General features: G+C 62.6%; 17 protein-coding genes. 10 read left to right on the plus strand and 7 right to left on the minus strand.

All coding sequences use genetic code 11. From position 1 onward, the window contains the following. Window positions 1-2: 2 nt before the first annotated feature. A complete protein-coding gene (locus tag FJ977_RS15955) occupies window positions 3-824 on the minus strand; it encodes a helix-turn-helix transcriptional regulator (protein WP_140772941.1) in 822 nt (273 codons plus the stop codon). Between the two features lie 207 nt (window positions 825-1031). Between FJ977_RS15955 and FJ977_RS15960 the strand changes: the two genes are divergently transcribed. The 8 genes from FJ977_RS15960 (at window position 1032) to FJ977_RS15995 (ending at window position 9660) form a co-directional block, all read left to right on the plus strand. Beyond that, window positions 1032-2042, plus strand: a complete 1011-nt coding sequence (locus tag FJ977_RS15960; RefSeq protein WP_140772943.1) for a pyridoxamine 5'-phosphate oxidase family protein — start codon at window positions 1032-1034, stop codon at window positions 2040-2042. Between the two features lie 59 nt (window positions 2043-2101). After that, window positions 2102-2851, plus strand: a complete 750-nt coding sequence (locus FJ977_RS15965; protein ID WP_246683123.1) for a siderophore-interacting protein — start codon at window positions 2102-2104, stop codon at window positions 2849-2851. A 124-nt stretch (window positions 2852-2975) separates the two neighbouring features. Beyond that, window positions 2976-5537, plus strand: a complete 2562-nt coding sequence (locus tag FJ977_RS15970; protein ID WP_140772947.1) for an FAD-dependent oxidoreductase — start codon at window positions 2976-2978, stop codon at window positions 5535-5537. A 93-nt stretch (window positions 5538-5630) separates the two neighbouring features. Continuing rightward, window positions 5631-6479: a DUF1194 domain-containing protein gene (locus tag FJ977_RS15975; protein ID WP_140772949.1), complete on the plus strand. Its 849-nt coding sequence runs from the start codon at window positions 5631-5633 to the stop codon at window positions 6477-6479. Window positions 6480-6570: 91 nt separating this feature from the next. Then, window positions 6571-6912 carry a peptidase inhibitor family I36 protein gene (locus FJ977_RS15980; protein ID WP_140772951.1) on the plus strand — a complete coding sequence of 114 codons (342 nt, stop codon included), beginning with the start codon at window positions 6571-6573 and terminating at the stop codon, window positions 6910-6912. 139 nt (window positions 6913-7051) lie between these two features. After that, the gene (locus tag FJ977_RS15985) at window positions 7052-8002 is read left to right on the plus strand and encodes an ABC transporter substrate-binding protein (RefSeq protein WP_140772953.1); all 951 of its coding nucleotides are present in this window, start codon (window positions 7052-7054) and stop codon (window positions 8000-8002) included. Window positions 8003-8092: 90 nt separating this feature from the next. Beyond that, window positions 8093-8866, plus strand: a complete 774-nt coding sequence (locus tag FJ977_RS15990) for an ABC transporter permease (RefSeq protein ID WP_140772955.1) — start codon at window positions 8093-8095, stop codon at window positions 8864-8866. Then, window positions 8863-9660: an ABC transporter ATP-binding protein gene (locus FJ977_RS15995; RefSeq protein ID WP_140772957.1), complete on the plus strand. Its 798-nt coding sequence runs from the start codon at window positions 8863-8865 to the stop codon at window positions 9658-9660. Before FJ977_RS15990 ends, FJ977_RS15995 begins: the two co-directional genes overlap by 4 nt. A gap of 5 nt (window positions 9661-9665) precedes the next feature. On the opposite strand, the gene FJ977_RS16000 is transcribed toward FJ977_RS15995, so the two are convergent. From FJ977_RS16000 to FJ977_RS16015, 3 genes are all read right to left on the minus strand, one after another. Beyond that, window positions 9666-10667 carry a GlxA family transcriptional regulator gene (locus tag FJ977_RS16000; protein WP_056572589.1) on the minus strand — a complete coding sequence of 334 codons (1002 nt, stop codon included), beginning with the start codon at window positions 10665-10667 and terminating at the stop codon, window positions 9666-9668. 281 nt (window positions 10668-10948) lie between these two features. Beyond that, window positions 10949-11083, minus strand: coding sequence for a hypothetical protein (locus FJ977_RS36675; RefSeq protein WP_081295128.1), 135 nt, complete (start codon window positions 11081-11083; stop codon window positions 10949-10951). A 341-nt stretch (window positions 11084-11424) separates the two neighbouring features. Next, a complete protein-coding gene (locus FJ977_RS16015; RefSeq protein ID WP_095199791.1) occupies window positions 11425-11610 on the minus strand; it encodes a hypothetical protein in 186 nt (61 codons plus the stop codon). Window positions 11611-11833: 223 nt separating this feature from the next. On the opposite strand from FJ977_RS16015, the gene FJ977_RS16020 reads away from it, so the two are divergent. Beyond that, a complete protein-coding gene (locus FJ977_RS16020) occupies window positions 11834-12733 on the plus strand; it encodes a LysR substrate-binding domain-containing protein (RefSeq protein WP_027043894.1) in 900 nt (299 codons plus the stop codon). A gap of 22 nt (window positions 12734-12755) precedes the next feature. On the opposite strand, the gene FJ977_RS16025 is transcribed toward FJ977_RS16020, so the two are convergent. Together FJ977_RS16025 and FJ977_RS35805 are read right to left on the minus strand one after the other, a co-directional pair. Beyond that, window positions 12756-13709 (minus strand): alpha/beta hydrolase, encoded by a 954-nt coding sequence (locus tag FJ977_RS16025; RefSeq protein WP_140772961.1) that lies wholly within the window; start codon window positions 13707-13709, stop codon window positions 12756-12758. A 233-nt stretch (window positions 13710-13942) separates the two neighbouring features. Continuing rightward, entirely contained in the window at window positions 13943-14128 is a 186-nt protein-coding gene (locus tag FJ977_RS35805) for a hypothetical protein (RefSeq protein WP_181179882.1), read from the minus strand. A gap of 296 nt (window positions 14129-14424) precedes the next feature. On the opposite strand from FJ977_RS35805, the gene FJ977_RS16035 reads away from it, so the two are divergent. Continuing rightward, a complete protein-coding gene (locus FJ977_RS16035) occupies window positions 14425-15450 on the plus strand; it encodes an acyltransferase (protein ID WP_246683124.1) in 1026 nt (341 codons plus the stop codon). Window positions 15451-15479: 29 nt separating this feature from the next. On the opposite strand, the gene FJ977_RS16040 is transcribed toward FJ977_RS16035, so the two are convergent. Next, window positions 15480-17549: an ASKHA domain-containing protein gene (locus tag FJ977_RS16040; protein ID WP_140772963.1), complete on the minus strand. Its 2070-nt coding sequence runs from the start codon at window positions 17547-17549 to the stop codon at window positions 15480-15482. Window positions 17550-17573 lie beyond the last annotated feature (24 nt).

Raw genomic sequence — 17573 nt, forward strand, 5'->3', positions numbered from 1 at the left:
GTTCACCCGTCAACGGTGGCTGTGGCTCCGCGCCGTTCAGCCATATAGCGGCCCGGCGAGGTACCGAACGCTTTTCGGAACATCGTGACGAAACTGCCCGCGCTTTCATAGCCAAGGTCGAGCGCCACGCTCTGGATCGAGGCGCCCGCCGCCATCCACTGTAGCGCAAGCATGATCGTCAGTTGCTGGCGCCAGCGGCCAAAGCTCATTCCCGTCTCGCGCGCGAGAATGCGCGCAAACGTCCGCTCGCTGAGACCGGCGCGCCTCGCCCATGTCTCCATCGTGCCGCGATCGGCGGGGTCGGCCATCATCGCCTCGACGATCCGGCGCAGCCGATCGTCTCGCGGCATCGGCAGGTGCAGATGCTCAACCGGAGCCGCGGCGATCTCATCGAGCAGCAGCGTGCCCAGATGCGATTCTCGGCCGCCTTCTGGATAGTCCAGGGGAAAACTGGCGGCGCGGATCAGCAATTCGCGCAGCAGCGGTGAGACGGACAGCGTACAGCAGGTGGCCGGCAAGGCTGCCGCCATCGCGGGGTCGATAAAGACATTATAGCCTTCAATCGGTCCGGACGCCTTGATGGCGTGCACGGCACCGCCGGGCATCCAGATCGCGCAATGTGGCGGCACCAGCCACAGACCGCTTTCGACTTCGCATGTGAAGACGCCGCGCAATGTGAGCAGCAGCTGGGCCTTGCGATGCGCGTGATGGCTGAGCTCGATGACGCCTGTCGCCAGCGTCAAGCCATAAACCATCACCGGCCGAGGCACATCGTCCGGATCGGGAAAATCAGTAGGTTTGGGATGCGATTCGATAATAGGCATCTGGGCTGTTGGCTTTCCACATTGGCAGGATCTCGAAACATTTTGTCATATTTGCCCGATGTCGCCAATCGCTTGAGATTGTAGTGATTGTCCTCGAACCCAAGGGAAATGCCACCAAGGAGCCCATTAGGAAGCCATGGAGAAAGGGTATTGAGGTCGTGTCCGTCGCGCTCCCTCAACGCTCCCACCCAAGCGTGGAGTGCTGTCATGAACAAGCCGATCGATGCCGCCACCCTGTTGAAAGCAACCATGGGCGCGACCCCGCCGCCGACGAACTTTCGGATTATCGGTCATCTCGATCGTGCCGCGCTGCGCTGGATAGCGGCTTCGCGGTTGATGTTCGCAGCGTTTGGAGACAGCTCCACGCTCGGCGTCACCCTCGGCGGTGGCGTGACTGGTTTCGCCAGCGGCGACACATACGAACTGCGGTTGCCGATCGCGATGCTCGATGATCCGGCCTTGGCCGTGCCTGGCCAGGGTTTTGGCTCGCTGTTCCTGCTGCCATGCATCGGCGAGACGATGCGCGTCAACGGCACGGTGAGGGAGGTTCGGAATGGTGAAATCCGCATTGCCGTCGAGGAATGCTATGGCCATCGCGACGAGGCGTTGATCCGCTCCGAATATTGGGCGGCCCTGGTCGAGATGCTGGCGCCGCAAGGCGTCAGCGCGTTCGCTGCCGCCAACCGCTTCATGGCGCTGGCGACCGTCGATGCCTGGGGCCGTGTCGAGCTCAGTCCAAAGGACGATCCAGCCGGCATACTGGCGCGGAGCGGCGGGAACGGTTTCACGGAGCGTCCAGGCAATCGCCTCTTCGGCCATCATCTTGCGCAGCCTCAGGTCGCTGCCATGGTGCTGGTCCTGGGGTCGGCGCAGGTCGTTCATGTGTCGGGCAACGTCCGCATATCAGCCGATCAGACCGCATGCGCACCATTCGTCTTCCAGGACAAGACGTCAGCGCTGGTCGCCATCATCGAGGACCCCGCCGCCGAGATCGGCGAGAGCCCGACCCTTCTGCGCCTCGGCGACTGGCCCGGCAGGCCACCAGCCCGCACGATGGAGGCGGCCAAGCCATTCGCCGCGTACATCAGGCTCGGCCGGGACACAGGCCTCGGCGCCGAACTTGCGAGTGCTGCCGTGTCGGTTCCCGGCGTTTCCGATCTTTTGCGGAAAGGCCTGGAAACGGACCGCCAGGGCTACCTCCGTTCGATTCCATCGTGACCGGCTCGCAAGCAACATGGTGCCGATCCCGCCACACCTGAGGTAATGGAGTGATGCTCTTGACCAATTCTGCCCACCGCTTCCAGGAGACGACGTCTTCGCCCCAGCCGGGCTACGTCACGCGGACCTTGCTGCGATGGCTGATGCGCCCAGCCCGCGTTGCCGCCGTGGAGGTCCTGTCGCAGCATTTCCGCATGGTCGATCTCGAAGGTGAGGCGCTTAAGGGGATCGCCTGGGCGGTCGGCCAGAAGCTGCAGATATCCATGGGCACGGGCCTGACCGCCCGAACCTATACGCCGATATACTGGGACGCGGAACGCGGCAGGACACGGCTGCTCGCCTTCGCGCATGGCGACGGTCCCGGTAGCCGGTGGGCTGATGCCTTGCGCGAAGGCGATAGTTGCCAGTTCTTCGGGCCACGCCGTTCACTTGACTTCTCCGGCCTTGAGGCACCGATGGTGCTGTTCGGCGACGAAACTTCCTTCGCCCTGGCGGCGGCACTCCGCGCCATTCCCAGATCGCGCGTGAGCTTGATTCTCGAAGCGACTGATATTGCGGAATCACGGCCGGTACTGGCGGCGATCGGCCTTGGCGATGCGACGCTGATTGCGCGTGCCACCGACGATGCGCATCTCACCGCTGCTTCTGTCGAGGTGGCCACGCAGGCTGCCGGCGGTGCGTATTTCGTCCTGACAGGCAAGGCGCGGTCGATCCAGCATGTGAGCCGCGTGCTGAAAACGGAGGGCGTCGGATCGTCACGGGTGAAAGCCAAGGCCTATTGGGCGCCGGGCAAGGTCGGGCTGGACTGAGCTACGAACAGAACCATTCTGTCGTCTGGTCGCTCGGCTTTTTGCCAATGTCGCAAACAGGCTTCATCAGGCCCACCGCTCCGCCCTATAGTCCGCCCGCTTTATCACTTTGGAGTCGCGGGCAATGGCAGAGTTTCCGAAAAAGGCGAAGGTCGTCATCATTGGCCTCGGCGGTATTGTCGGCGCGTCGATCGCCCATCACCTGATCGAGCGGGGCTGGGACGATATTGTCGGCATCGACAAGTCGGGCATCCCGACCGACATCGGTTCGACCGCGCACGCTTCCGACTTCTGCTACACCACCAGCCATGATTTCCTGTCCTGCTGGACGACGCTCTATTCCATCGATTTCTACGAGAAGATGGGCCACTACGCCCGCATCGGCGGCCTTGAAGTGGCCCGTGTCGGCGACGATGGCCGCATGGACGAGATCAAGCGCAAGATCGCTTCGGCGAAAGCTTTCGGCACACGCGCACGCCTGATCGAACCGGCCGAGATCAAGGAAAAGTTCCCGCTGATCGAACAGGACATGGTCCAGGGCGGCCTGTGGGATCCGGACGCCGGCCTCGTCATTCCGCGCTCGCAGACCGTTGCCGGCAAGCTGGTCGACCAGGCGGAGGCTTCGGGCAAGCTGAAATCCTTCGCCAACACGCCGGCCAGGTCGCTCGTGGTCAAGGACGGCCGCATCAGCGCCGTGGTGACCGACCGCGGCACCATCGAGGCCGATTATGTCATCGTCTGCGCCGGCATCTGGGGCAGGCTGATCGCGGAAATGGTCGGCGAGGACCTGCCGGTCATGCCGATCGACCATCCGCTGACCTTCTTCGGGCCGTACAATGAGTTCGCCGGGACCGGCAAGGAGATCGGCTGGCCATTGCTGCGCGACCAGGGCAACTCGGCCTATATGCGCGACACCGGCGATCCCAAGACCGCCGAAGGCGGGCAGATCGAATGGGGTTACTACGAAGAGACCAATCCGCGCCTTTGTCATCCGCGCGACCTGCTGGAGAAGGACCAGGCCCGTCTTTCTCCGTCGCAGCGCGATCTCGACATGGAGCAGATCCTGGCGCCGCTCGAGCGCGCCATGGAGTTGACGCCGATCCTGGGCGAGCTCGGCTACAATGAAAGCCATTCCTTCAACGGCCTGCTGCAGGTGACGGCCGATGGCGGCCCGTCGATGGGCGAGAGCCAGAAGGTGAGGGGCCTGTGGTATGCCGTCGCCATCTGGGTCAAGGACGGGCCCGGCATGGGCAAGCTGATCGCCGACTGGATGACCGACGGCCGCACCGCGATCGATCATCACGCCATCGACTATGCGCGCTTCTATCCGCACCAGACCAAGGAGCAGTTCATCTGGGATCGCTGCACCGAGACGGCGATGAAGGTCTACAATCCGGCGGTGCATCCGCGCGAACCCTTCTCCAAGGGCCGCAACATCAGGCGCTCGCCGTTCTGGGAGCGCGAGAAGGAACTCGGCGGCTACTTCATGGAACTGGGCGGCTGGGAGCGCGCCCATGGCTATGCCGCCAACGAGCATCTTCTGGAGAAGTACGGCAACCGGGTTCCGGTGCGCGAGAACGAGTGGGACAACCGCCATTTCTGGCGCGTCTCCAATGCCGAGCATCTGGCGATGAGCGAGGATTGCGGCATCGTCAATCTCTCGCATTTCTCCATGTATGACGTCGAAGGGCCCGATCATGTCGCGCTGCTGGAATGGCTGTGCGCGGCCAAGATCGGCGGCGACAACAACATCGGCAAGGGCATCTACACCCACTTCCTCGACGAGGAGGGCATGGTGCGCGCCGACTTCACCGTCATCCGCATGGCCGATCGCTGCCGTGTGATCGACGGCGCCGATGCCGGCCCGCGCGACTTCCGCTACATGCAGCGCACCACGCAGGACAAGGGTTTTGACGTCACCATCACCGATGTGACGGAAAAATACGTCACCATCGGCATCTGGGGACCGAATGCCCGCGCGACCCTGCAGAAGGTGGTCGAGAATCCGGACGGGCTCTCGGTGGAAAACTTCCCCTTCGCCGCGATCAAGCCGATCCGGATCGGTGGCAAGGATGTCACCGCTTTCCGCATCTCCTATGTCGGCGAGCAGGGTTGGGAACTGCACATGCGCTATGAGGACGGCCTGGCCGTCTGGGACGCGCTGCGCTCGACCGGCGTCATGCCGTTCGGTGTCGAGACCTATGCCAATACGCGCCGCATGGAAAAGAGCCTGCGGCTGCAGAACGCCGACCTTCTGACCGAGTACAATCTGCTCGAAGCCGATCTCGCGCGCCCGAAGGTCAAGGAGAATGATTTCTGCGGCAAGGCCAAGCATGTCGAGTACCGTGCCCGCGAGCATCAGCCGGCGACCTTGTGCACGCTGGTGATGACCGAAAACACCGATTCGAAAGGCGTGGCGCGTTATCCCGTGGGCATCATGCCGGTGCTGGATCCCGCCACCGGCGAGACGCTGGTCGACGAACTCGGCCGCCGCTCCTTCACCACATCGGTCGCCTATGGCCCGACCATCGGCAAGAACATCGCGCTCGCCTACCTGCCGCATTCGCATGCGCAGGAAGGCCGCAAGCTCAAGGTGGAATATTTCGGCGAGACCTATCCGGTGGAGGTTGCCGGTGTCGGCTACAAGCCGCTCTACGATCCGGAGAACCTCAAGCCGCGCAGCTGATCGGCTGATCGAGCAAAAGACCGATTGCAAAAGCCTGGCCTTTGGCCGGGCTTTTGTCTTTTTAACCGTGCCGTTTTGCCTTACCCTTGCGGCATGTCTGCTTTCCCGCACGCAAGACATCTCATTTCCAGCTGCGCCGCGCTGGCGCTGATGCTCTGGCAGGCCCCGGAATCCCGCGCGGACGAGCCGGTCGATGTCGAGCTGGTGCTGGCGGTGGATGTCTCGCTGTCGATGTCGGCGGATGAGCTCGAGATCCAGCGACACGGCTACGCAGCGGCCCTGACGCATGACAATGTGCTGCAGGCGATCGCCGATGGCGCCTATGGCAAGATCGCCGTCACCTATGTCGAATGGGCCGGCACCACATGGCAACGCGTCATCGTGCCGTGGACTGTCATCGCCAACCGCGCCGATGCCGAGCGAGTGGTGGCGCAATTGTCCGCCCAGCCGCCCAACAGCGCGCGCCGCACCTCGATATCAGGCGCGCTGGAGTTCGGCAGCGATCTTTTCGCCGAAAGCGGCTATCAGGGAACCAAGCGGGTCATCGATATTTCGGGCGACGGTCCCAACAATCAGGGTGCGCCGGTCAATCTCACCCGCGACGGGGTGGTCAGGCAAGGCATCGTCATCAACGGCCTGCCGCTGATGACCCGAGGCGGATTTTCGGGCGCCTATGACGTCAGTGATCTCGACCGCTACTACAGCGATTGCGTCATAGGCGGCCCCGGTGCCTTCATGATCCCGGTCAACGACTGGACGCAATTTCCCGAAGCCATCCGCCGCAAGCTGGTGCTGGAACTCGCCGGTCCGGCATCACCGCAATGGGCGGCGGAGGAGGCGGACCATCCGCCAGTGGTGCTGGCGCAGGACAAGCCGGCCGCCGACTGCCAGATCGGCGAGAAAATGTGGCGCAACCGCAGCTGGATGCTGGACAGCCGCTAGGCCTGGGCAACGGCGCGGCAAGCATTGGCAAAACGGCCGGGCCGCGCTATCCAGCAGGTGGGGGCCGCGGCCGAAACCGAGGAAACATCAGATGAAACGCCTTGCCATCCTGACAGCTGTCGCGTCCGTGCTTTTTGCCGACGGCGCCAGCGCCCAGTACAATGACCAGCCCGCCTGCGTCATGTTCGAGCACGTGAATTTTCGCGGGCGGTCGATCGAAATGGGCCCCGACGATTCCGTGAATTTTCGCCGTGGCCAGTTCTGGAACGACCGCGTGTCGTCGGTGTTCGTTCGCCGGGGCTGCACACTTGTGGCCTATGAGGATACGAATATGAGGGGTCAATCGATCGAGATCAGGCGCAGGGCCCGCGAATTGGGTGGCGACTGGAACGATCGCATCTCGTCGGCCGAGTGCTATTGCGACGGCTATTGAGGGCGGTAGGGCTTCAGCGCTGCCGAGCGTCGGCAACGGGGCGTGCCTGCCGGCAGCGCCGCCAAACACGTTCCTGTTGATTGACAAGCCGATTGGCGTCAGTGAACAATTCCCCCAGAGAAACAAAAGGGGAACTCATATGAACAGGACCACCATTTTTGCCGCCACTTTGACGCTTGCCGCCGGTCTCTCCGCGCCGGTGATGGCCGCCACATCGGTCACCATCGGCATCAGCGGCTGGACCGGCTTCGCACCGCTGACGCTTGCCAAGCAGGCGGGCCTCTTCGAGAAGCACGGCCTCGACGTGACCTTGAAGAAGGTGCCTCAGGCCAGCCGGCCGCTCGCCATCGCCAGCGGTGACCTGCAATGCGCCGCCACCACGGTCGAAACCTGGCTGGTGTGGAACGCCAGCGGGGTGACCACCAAGCAGATCTTCCAGCTCGACAAATCCTATGGCGCGGACGGCATTGTCGTGCGCAACGACATCAAGACCGTCGCCGATCTCAAGGGCAAGAACGTCGCCTCCTCGGCGCCGGGCACATCGCCCTATTTCCTGCTTGCCTGGGTGCTGAACAAGAACGGCATGTCGACCAAGGACGTGACGGTCGTCAATCTGGAGCCGGATGCGGCGGCGCAGGCCTTCCTTGCCGGCCAGAACGATGCGGCGGTCACCTATGAGCCGTTCATCTCGGCCGTGCGAGACAAGGCCGACCAGGGCCACATACTGGCGACCACGCTCGACTATCCGATGGTGCTCGACACGGTCGGCTGCACGCCCGAATTCCTCAAGGCCAATCCCGATGCCGCCAAGGCGCTCGCCGACAGCTATTTCGACGCGCTCGCCCTGATCAAGAGCGACCCGCAGAAATCCTACGAGATCATGGGCGCCGACGTGAAACAGTCCGCCAAGGAATTCGAGGATTCGGCGAAATACCTGAAATGGGCCGACAAGGCCGAAAACAAGCAGTTCTTCACCAAGGAATTCCAGGATTTTTCCAAGACCGCCGGCGAGCTGCTGCTGCAGATGGGGCTGATCAAGGAAGCGCCTGACGTCGCCACGCTGGCCGATACCAGCGCGGTGGCGAACTGATCTTCCCGGCCTTTGCCCCATCACGGCGGCGCCTGGCGCCGCCGTTCTCTCCTCGACACGCGACAATTTGAAGATGGGGACGATGTAAAGATGCGCCCGTTGCATCCAGTTTCGCCGGGCCTGCGAACCGCGCTCGGCATTTCCTTCTTCGTGCTGTTCATCGCGTTCTGGGCCTGGATCACGCTTGGCGGTCACGTCAACCGCATCTTCCTCGCCGACCCGCTGTCGATGCTCAGGGACGGCTGGCGGCTGCTTGTCGAGGACCGTTTCTGGCTCGACATACTGATCACCATCTGGCGGGTCTTTGGCGGTTTTGTACTGGCGTCGGTCGTAGCCGTGCCGCTCGGCATCGCGATGGGGGCATGGAAGCCCGTGGAAGCCTTCCTGGAGCCCTTTGTCTCCTTCGCCCGCTATCTGCCGGCCTCGGCCTTCATTCCGCTGCTCATCCTGTGGGCCGGCATTGGTGAACTGGAAAAGCTGCTGGTCATCTTCGTCGGCTCGGTGTTCCAGATCATCCTGATCATCGCCGTCAAGGTGGGGTCGACGCGGCGCGACCTCGTCGAGGCCGCCTATACGCTTGGCTCGACGAACAACAGCATCGTCAAGCGGGTGATCATGCCGGCCAATGCGCCTGAAATCGCCGAGACGCTGCGGCTGGTGCTCGGCTGGGCGTGGACCTATGTCATCGTCGCCGAACTGATCGGCTCGTCCTCCGGTATCGGCTACATGATCATCAACAGCCAGTCGCGCCTGGCGACCGGGCAGATCATTTTCGGCATCATCGTCATCGGGCTGATCGGATTGTTGTCCGATTTCGCCTTCAAGGCGTTCAACCGCTGGCTCTTTCCATGGAGCCTGGCGTGAGCAAGCTTCTCATCGAGGGCGTTTCGCGCACCTTCGCCGGCGTGCGCGGCGGACAGCCGGTCAAGGCTCTGATGCCGGTCGACCTGGCGGTCGCCGCCAATGACTTCATCACCATCCTTGGTCCGTCCGGCTGCGGAAAATCGACACTGCTCAGGATCGTCGCCGGTCTCGAGGCGCCAAGCGAGGGCCGTGTGCTGCTCGACGGCAAGGCGGTGACCCGACCGGGGCCGGATCGCGGCATGGTCTTCCAGTCCTACACATTGTTTCCGTGGCTGACGGTCGCCGAAAACATCGCCTTTGGCCTGCGCGAACGCGGCATGGCGCAAAAGGAGCGGGACGCAATCGTTGCGTCCTATGTCGATCTCGTCGGCCTGAAAGGGTTCGAGAACCATTGGCCGAAGCAACTCTCCGGCGGCATGCAGCAGCGCACGGCGATCGCCCGCGCCCTCGCCAACGATCCCGAGATCCTGTTGCTGGACGAGCCGTTCGGGGCGCTGGACAACCAGACGCGCGGGCTGATGCAGGAGCTCTTGCTCGGCATATGGGAGCGGCGCAAGAAGACGGTGCTGTTCGTCACCCACGACATCGAGGAGGCGATCTTCATGGCCTCGCGCGTCATCGTGATGACGGCACGGCCAGGCCGCATCAAGTCGGATGTCGCCATCGACCTGCCGCATCCGCGCCATTACACGCTCAAGACCAGTCCGGAATTCTCGGCGCTGAAGGCGCGGCTGACCGAGGACATCCGCGTCGAGGCAATGCGCACGGCACAGGGCCAGCCGGCGGAGGCTTGATCCGGTCAGGCCGCCAGCAATTGCTTGCGGTCGACACGCTCCTGCTGCGGCGAGCGGGCATAGAGCTCGCGGTAGCATTTGGAGAAATGCGAAGCCGAGACGAAGCCGCAGGCGACCGCCACCTCGACGACCGGTAGCGAGGACTGGATCAGCAGATGCCTGGCGCGGTCGAGCCGGATTTCCAGGTAGTAGCGGGCAGGGGAACGGCCCATCTCGGTGCGGAACAGGCGTTCGATCTGGCGGCGCGACAGGTCGACATGGTCGGCGATCTCGATCAGCGACAATGGCTCGGAGAGGTTCGCCTCCATCAATTCGATGATGGTCAGCACTTTCGAGTTCTGCACGCCAAGGCGAGCCCGCAGCGGCAGGCGCTGGCGGTCGGTCGGGCTGCGCACGCGGTCGGTCAGCACCTGCTCGCAGACGCGATTGACGAGGCTCTCGTCGAAATCGTCGCCGATCAGCTTCAGCATCATGTCGAGCGCGGCTGTGCCGCCGGCGCAAGTGTAGATGTTCTGATCTATCTCGAAGAGGTCGGCAAAGACATTGGCCTTCGGAAACGCCTCGGAGAAGCCCGGCAGGTTTTCCCAATGGATGGCGCAGCGCTTGTTGGACAGCAGACCGGCGGCGGCGAGGATATGGGCCCCGGTGCACAGGCCGCCGACGGCGACGCCGCGATTGTACTCTTCGCGCAGCCAGGCAAAGGCCGACTTGTTCTGGTAACGCTCGACGTTGATGCCGCTGCAGACGATGGCCATGTTGGGCCGATCGGGGCCGGCCATCTTCTTGCGCTCGTCCTCCAGCGAGGTGTTGACCGCGCATTCGACGCCGTTCGAGGCGCGCACCGGCTTGCCATCGATGCTGGCGAGGCGCCAGCGATAGGCTTCGTAGCCGAGCATGCGGTTGGCGGAGCGCAGCGGGTCGAGCGCGGTCGCAAAAGCGATCATGGTGAAATCGGGGATAAGGAAGAACACAAACGATCGCTTGATCGGATGCTTGACGGCGTTCACGGGAACCTCATCTGGCCATGACGCGAACAGGATGTCGCGAATAGCATAGCGACATCAGGAAAAATCATGCTTGTCAATCGGCTACGCCGCCTGGGCAAGATTAAATTTGCGACATGGGTCGCAAATGGGCAATTGCTGTTCGCGATGCCCCGAGGCGCGGCATCAACTGTCCAAACGACGGGCAAAATGCGCAAAGGCGAACAAAAACGCCGCCGTGGCCGGAGCCAGGCGGCGTTACAGTCTTGAAGCAGCGGCAGGGAAGCGCTGCCTTGCAAAAATGGTCAGGCGACGAAGCCGAGGCGCGCCGCAGCCATCGCGCCGGTCTGGCCGGGCATGGTGTTGGCAAGGCGCTGACGCTCGAGAGCGGTGGTCAGGTTCATTTCGCGGCGGGCAAAGAGGCGGGAAAAAAGCTTCATGATCATCTCCAATCGGTTGCTCAGACGGGTCGCCTTCGCTTGATGGAGTGGGGCAGCTCGTTTGCTGGCGCTGATATAGGCTTGTGTGAGCAGAAACTAAATCGCAAAAGCGAAGCGCTTGATATGAAATGCGACACCGAATGCGACAAATTTGGGCAGAGTGCCTGAAATTTGCAATTATTTACAGAGTGTTAGTTTGAAATCCGCGCCGCTATGCGGCTTGCTCATATGCGCCATGCGTTGGCGACATGGCTTCAAAACTCATTTGAATGCAAATAAAATAGGGAAGGCCTGCCGGGCTGGGTGCGCGCGGCAGGCCTTCAGCATTTGCTACACACGGTTTACTTTGCTCCAGCCCAGGATCCGACGCCATTGCGAATGCCGGTCTTGGTGTCGGATGCCTCAGGCCAGCCGATATCCTTCTGCAGTTCGATCGGCAGGGAACGGATGGCGCGTTCGGTCTGGTAGCGGGCGCGGGCCGCGCTGAATTCGGTCGCGATGCGGCCGAGGGACGACAGGATAGACATTTCATTTCTCCTTGCGCGCCTGGCAGGGATGCCAGGGCAGCGACTGTTAAGTCAGGTTTGTTTCAGCTTCATTTCGTGTCGATTGCAGGTCTGTGTCGTGGTCGTTTCATGGCTGCTTGTGGCAGCATCCTCAATCGATGGAGTTGACTATGCTCCCGATCTGATGTTCAATCAAACGAAATGGAATGATGCTTTGTATCAGAAAAATTGAAGGCTGATCGCCATGAACGCCCCGCTTAATCATCCGCTGCCACTGCTCGATCTCGACGTTTTGCGCACTTTCGTGGCCATTGCCGAGACCGGCAGCTTCACCACCGCCGCCAATGCCGTCTTTCGTACGCCGTCGGCGGTGTCGATGCAGATCAAGAAGCTGGAAGACATTCTTGGCCGCTCGGTGTTCGCGCGCGACGCCCGCTCGGTGTCGTTGACCACGGACGGCGAGATGCTGCTCGGCTATGCCCGCAGGCTGCTGTCGATCAACCGCGAGGTGGTGTCGAAATTCATCATTCCCGAGATTGTCGGTGTGGTGCGGCTCGGCTCGCCGGATGATTATGGCGAGCGCGTGCTGCCGCATGTGCTGAAGCGCTTCGCGCAATCGCACCCCTCGATCGCCGTCGATGTCACCATAGACCAGAGCAGCAATCTGCGCCGACGCATGGACGATCGCGCGCTCGACATCACGCTTCTGACCAACTCCTACAAGACCAGCGCGCTCGGCGCCGAGGTGCTTTTGACCGAACCGATCGTGTGGGCCGGCGCCAAGGGCGGCTGCGCGCATCTGCGCGAACCGTTGCCGGTGTCGCTGTGGGAGGAGGGCTGCGCCTGGCGAGCCGGTGCGCTTGATGCGCTGGGGCGCGAGGGCCGCAACTATCGCGTCGCCTACATGAGCGCGCATACGGCCGGCCAGCGTGCCGCGATCATGGCCGACCTCGCGGTCGCGCCGCTGCCGCGGTCATTCCTCGGCAACGACATGGTCGAGCTCTGCCCGAAGGACGGCATGCCCGATATCGGCACCTACAATCTTGCCATGGTGGTGGCCCCGGACGCCAGCGCGCCGGTCAAGGCCGTCGCCGACCACATCCGTGCGACGTTCGAGGTGTTCCGGGAAACCGGCAAGTTCTGATCCGCCGCCGAAGGGACAAGCGTTACTCCGCCGCCTCGGCGGAGGGCGCTTCAAACCTTGTCTTCCTGTCTTGCCTGACCGGTGAGCGGTTCTCGCTGAGGAACGCAACGATGTGCTGGCGTGCGCGTCGGGATTCCGGCATGTCGATCAGCGGCCAGACGTGGAACATGCCTTCCTCGTGGACGACGTCGACCTCGACGCCGGCTGCCCGCGCTTTTTCGGCGAAGATCAGATTGTCGGGGGTCAGAAGATCACGCGAGCCCGTCAGCATCAGCGTTTTCGGCAGCACCGAGAGATCGCCGTAGACCGGGCTGATATGCCAGTCGCTGCGGTCCATGCCGGCACTGTACATCCGGATGGCCTCGAGGCCGCCCGGGATGCCGAGCCAGGGGTCGTTGCGCTCTGCCTCGAACAGCTCGGGGTTGGAAAGCGACATGTCGAGCCCGGGTGAGATCAGCACATGGCGCGACGGCAAGGGCAGGGCCTCTTCGGCAGCCATCATGGTCAGCACCACGGCCATGTTGCCGCCGGCGGAATCGCCCATGAAGATGATGTCCTCCGGTTCCGTCTCGTCGAGCATCTGGCGATAGACATCGCCGACCATGCCGAACATGGCGTGGAAATCGTGTTCCGGGGCGATGGGATAGATCGGCACGGTGATGCCGTAACCCAGCCGGTCGGCCATCTCGGCGATCAGATGCCAGTGGTAGGGTGTGATTTCAAAGACGTAAGCACCGCCATGCAGGTAGAGAATCCGCCTGTGCTCTCCGGCCCTGGGGGCAATTTCGTAGACCGGAAAGCCGTCGACGGTGCGTGTCTCGATGTCGAAACGCTGGTGTAGCGAGGCCGGCGGATGGTGATCTTCGGTCTTGCGCGCGGCCGCGATCCAGCGCTGCAGGTTTTCAGGGCTGGAAAACGCCTTCTTGCGGCTGTGCCTGAGCACGAAGGAAACGACGTGGCTTTTCAAACTTGGCATGCGGATACACGAACTTCGGCTGCAGCCGACTAAGAGAATTCCCCATCTCTTGCGAAGATCGTGCGTTGGCCAAAAATGTCAAGATTTACGCCGTGTCCACACGTCGGTGTGATGCGCGCTCCGTTGTCAGCGGCGCGGCAAAAGCGCCACGCGCAGCCGGTTGCTGGTTCGGGCCGGGGATGTGCGAGATCCCCGGCGCCTGCCGAGCAGTTTGCATTTGTCGGCGAAGGTCATCAGCGCGGCGTGCCCAGAAGCAGCGAGGTGAGCGCGGCCTGCGGATCGCTCGGCGGCGAAGCCGGCCAGCCAATGTCCTTCTGGACATGCGCCGGCAGGCTGTTCAGCGCGCGGATCGCCTTGTTCCTGGCGTGGGTCTTCCTGATGGTCACACCGAACCGGCCTAGATTTTCGAACATCGACATTTTCATCTCCCTTGAAGGACGACGGCGGCCGAGGATCGTCCCTGGCCGCCGTTCGATGTCCGCTAAATGCGCTCGTTATGTATCGGATGGATTTCGTGAAAACAGCGTTTTGGTTTCCGGATCCGGCGATCCGGAAACATTTGCATGCAAATGAAATCAGTGCGCGTGCCCGGATAGGCAGGCATGCCGGCCCGGCCTCGACTCATGCATGCCCCCGAAATCGGAGAGTTGACACCGGTCGAGGAATGCCTGTTATTGTGCAGTGCAGCATGGGGATGCTAACAGGGGTATGGGGCGTGGGCGAGATTCACAGCATTCAGTATCTTCGCGCGTTCGCTGCCGTCGCGGTCGTCTGTTTCCACGTCAGCGAACAGTTCAACGGGCCTTTCGCTGTTGGAGCGGCAGGCGTCGACATCTTCTTCGTCATAAGCGGTTTCATCATGTGGGTGACGACGGCGCGCCGCCCCACCGACCCGCGGCAATTCATGTGGCGGCGCATAGTTCGCATCGTACCGCTTTACTGGATCGTCACATTGGTGACCGCGGCCGGTATATTCCTCAAGCCGCAGTTTTTTTACGGGCATGAGCTCAGCTGGGATAATCTTATCGGGTCTCTGTTTTTCCTGCCCGTCCTGCAGAATGGTTCGCTGCATCCGGTGGTCATCCAAGGCTGGACGCTCTGCTACGAGATGATGTTCTACATCATCTTCGCGCTGGCGCTGCTGCTTGATGAGAAGCGGCGTCTCGCTGCAACGGTCGGCGCATTGCTGGCTATTGTCGTTTTGCACCTGTTCTGGCTGAGGGGATACGCCAGCGCTTTCACGTCGCCCATCGTGCTTGAGTTCGGAGCCGGCGTCGTCATCGGAAGATTGTGGATGAAGGACATCAGGCTTCAGCTGATCCTGGCCCTGTCATTGATTGGTGGCGGGGTAATCCTGCTTGGGCTCGCCCAGGCGCTTGATCCGGAAATGCCGCGCGTGCTGCGCTGGGGCGTCCCGGCGACGTTGATTCTGGGCGGAGCGGTTTTTGCGGAGCGTGCCCGGCCTTCAAAGCCCTGGGCCTGGCTCCAGTTCGTGGGCGAAGCCTCGTATTCGATCTATTTGTGGCATGTGCTGGTGGCGATCATCATGACAGGCGTTTTGCTGCGGCTGGGCGTTCCGTCCGGCTGGCGACCTGTGTTGCTGGTCATGCTCAGCCTGGCTGCCTCCGCATTGCTCTACCTGGCAATCGAAAAACCCCTGATCCGGCTGCTCAATCGGGCACGCCGCAAAGAACCTGCGATCAGACATGCCGCGGTTCAGCTTGGCGCCGCGGTCGAGTAGCAATTTCGAATGACAGTCCCGCGCGAACGCTATTCGCGGCCGCGTCGTGCCGCGTGGCCTTCGCGCGAGCGCCGGCGCGGGGTGGCGTCGCCGGCGACACCATCCTCGCTGACCGTCTTGCGTGGCGGCAGTTTCACCGCCGCCGACAATTTCGGGAACGGATCGACCTTGTTGGGCAGCGCCATGGCGTAGACGAAATGCTCCTGGAATTTCGGCTCCAGGGCAGTCTCGATCTTCTCGATCTGGCTCACCGTCTCCTCGATCTCGCGGCGATAGCCGCGATTCAAGAGCGCCATGCGTGCGCCGGCGCCGGCGGCGTTGCCGACGGCCGAGACCTTGTCGAGGTCGCAATCGGGGATCAGGCCCAGCACCATGGCGTATTTCGGGTCGATAAAGGAGCCGAAAGCGCCGGCGAAGTGGATGCGATCGACATGTTCGGTGTTCTGCTTTTCCATCAGCAGCTTGGTGCCGGCGTAAAGGGCGGCCTTGGCGAGCTGGATGGCGCGCACGTCGGTCTGGGTGATGGTGATCTTTGGTTCGCCTTCCTTCAGCACGTAGGAGAAGGTTCGGCCGTTGGCGACGACCCGGGGCGAGCGCAAGCTGAGCGATCCGTCGACGACGCCATCTTCGGAAATAATGCCGGCGAGATACATCTCCGCCACGATCTCGATGATGCCGGAACCGCAGATGCCGGTAACGCCCGTTGCCTGCACGCTGTCGAGGAAGCCTGGCTCGTCGGACCACAGTTCGGAGCCGATGACGCGGTATTTGGGCTCCAGCGTCTCGGGGTCGATGCGCACGCGCTCGATGGCGCCGGGCGCGGCACGCTGGCCGCCGGAGATTTCGGCGCCTTCGAAAGCGGGGCCGGTGGGAGATGAAGCAGCCACGACCCGCGCACGATTGCCAAGCACGATCTCGGCGTTGGTGCCGACGTCGACGATCAGCATCATCTCGTCCTGGCGATGCGGGCCTTCCGACAGCGTGACCGCCGCGGCATCGGCGCCGACATGGCCGGCGATGCAAGGCAGCATGTAGAGGCGAGCGCCCTGGTTGAGCTTGAGGCCGATATCGGAGGCCTTGATGCGCACCGCGCCCGAGACGGCGAGCGCGAAGGGGGCGCCGCCGAGTTCGGTCGGATCGATGCCGAGGAACAGATGGTGCATGATCGGATTGCCGACGAAGACGGAATCCAGGATGTCGTTGCGCTGGACATTGCCTTCCGCGCAGACCTTGTCGACGAGGCTGGAGATCGCCTCGCGCACGGCCACCGTCATGCCTTCGCGGCCATCCGGGTTCATCATCACATAGGAGACCCGGCTCATCAGATCCTCGCCGAAGCGGATCTGCGGGTTCGACGTGCCGGACGAAGCGGCGACACGGCCCGAGAGCAGCGACACCAGATGCATGGCGATGGTGGTCGAGCCGATGTCGCAGGCCAGGCCATAGGCCTCGTTCTTGAGGCCCGGCCACAGCGCGATGACGCGTGCGATGTCGCTGTCGGCATCCTTGTGGATGGCGGCGGTGGCGGTCCAGTTGCCCTTGCGCAATATGCCCTGCACCTGCGGCAGCAGGTAGAAATCGAATTCGAGGTTTTTAAAGCCCCAATCCTTCATCAGCGCGATCTTCAACCGGTCGAGGTCGCCGAGCGGCTTGTGCATGTCGGGCTCTTCGATCTCAACATAGCACATGCGGATCGCCGTATCGCGGGCGATCACCCTGGTGTCGGCATCCTTGCGGATGGTCTGCGCATTGATGACGGTATCCTGCGGCACGTCGATGACGAGGTCGCCGAGGATCTGCGCCGAGCAGGACAGGCGGCGCCGTTCGGGCAAGCCGCGCACGCGCTCATAGCGCTCTTCCTTGGGTCCCTTGGCCGAAATGTGATCGTTGGAGGAGACGATCTTGTGCTTGGCGAAATTGCCTTCCTGTACCTCGATCTGGCAGCGCCCGCACGTGGCGCGGCCGCCGCAGACGCTCTCGACATAGACGCCAAGCTGGCGCGCGGCATCCAGCACCGGCGTGCCGACGGGAAACCGGCCGCGCTTGCCCGACGGCATGAACAGCACGAGCGGATCGGTGATGTTGGCGGGAGAATTCATGCTTGCACGTGTCTCGGTAAGAAT

The sequence above is a fragment of the Mesorhizobium sp. B2-1-3A genome (assembly GCF_006442655.1).
Lineage (GTDB): Bacteria > Pseudomonadota > Alphaproteobacteria > Rhizobiales > Rhizobiaceae > Mesorhizobium.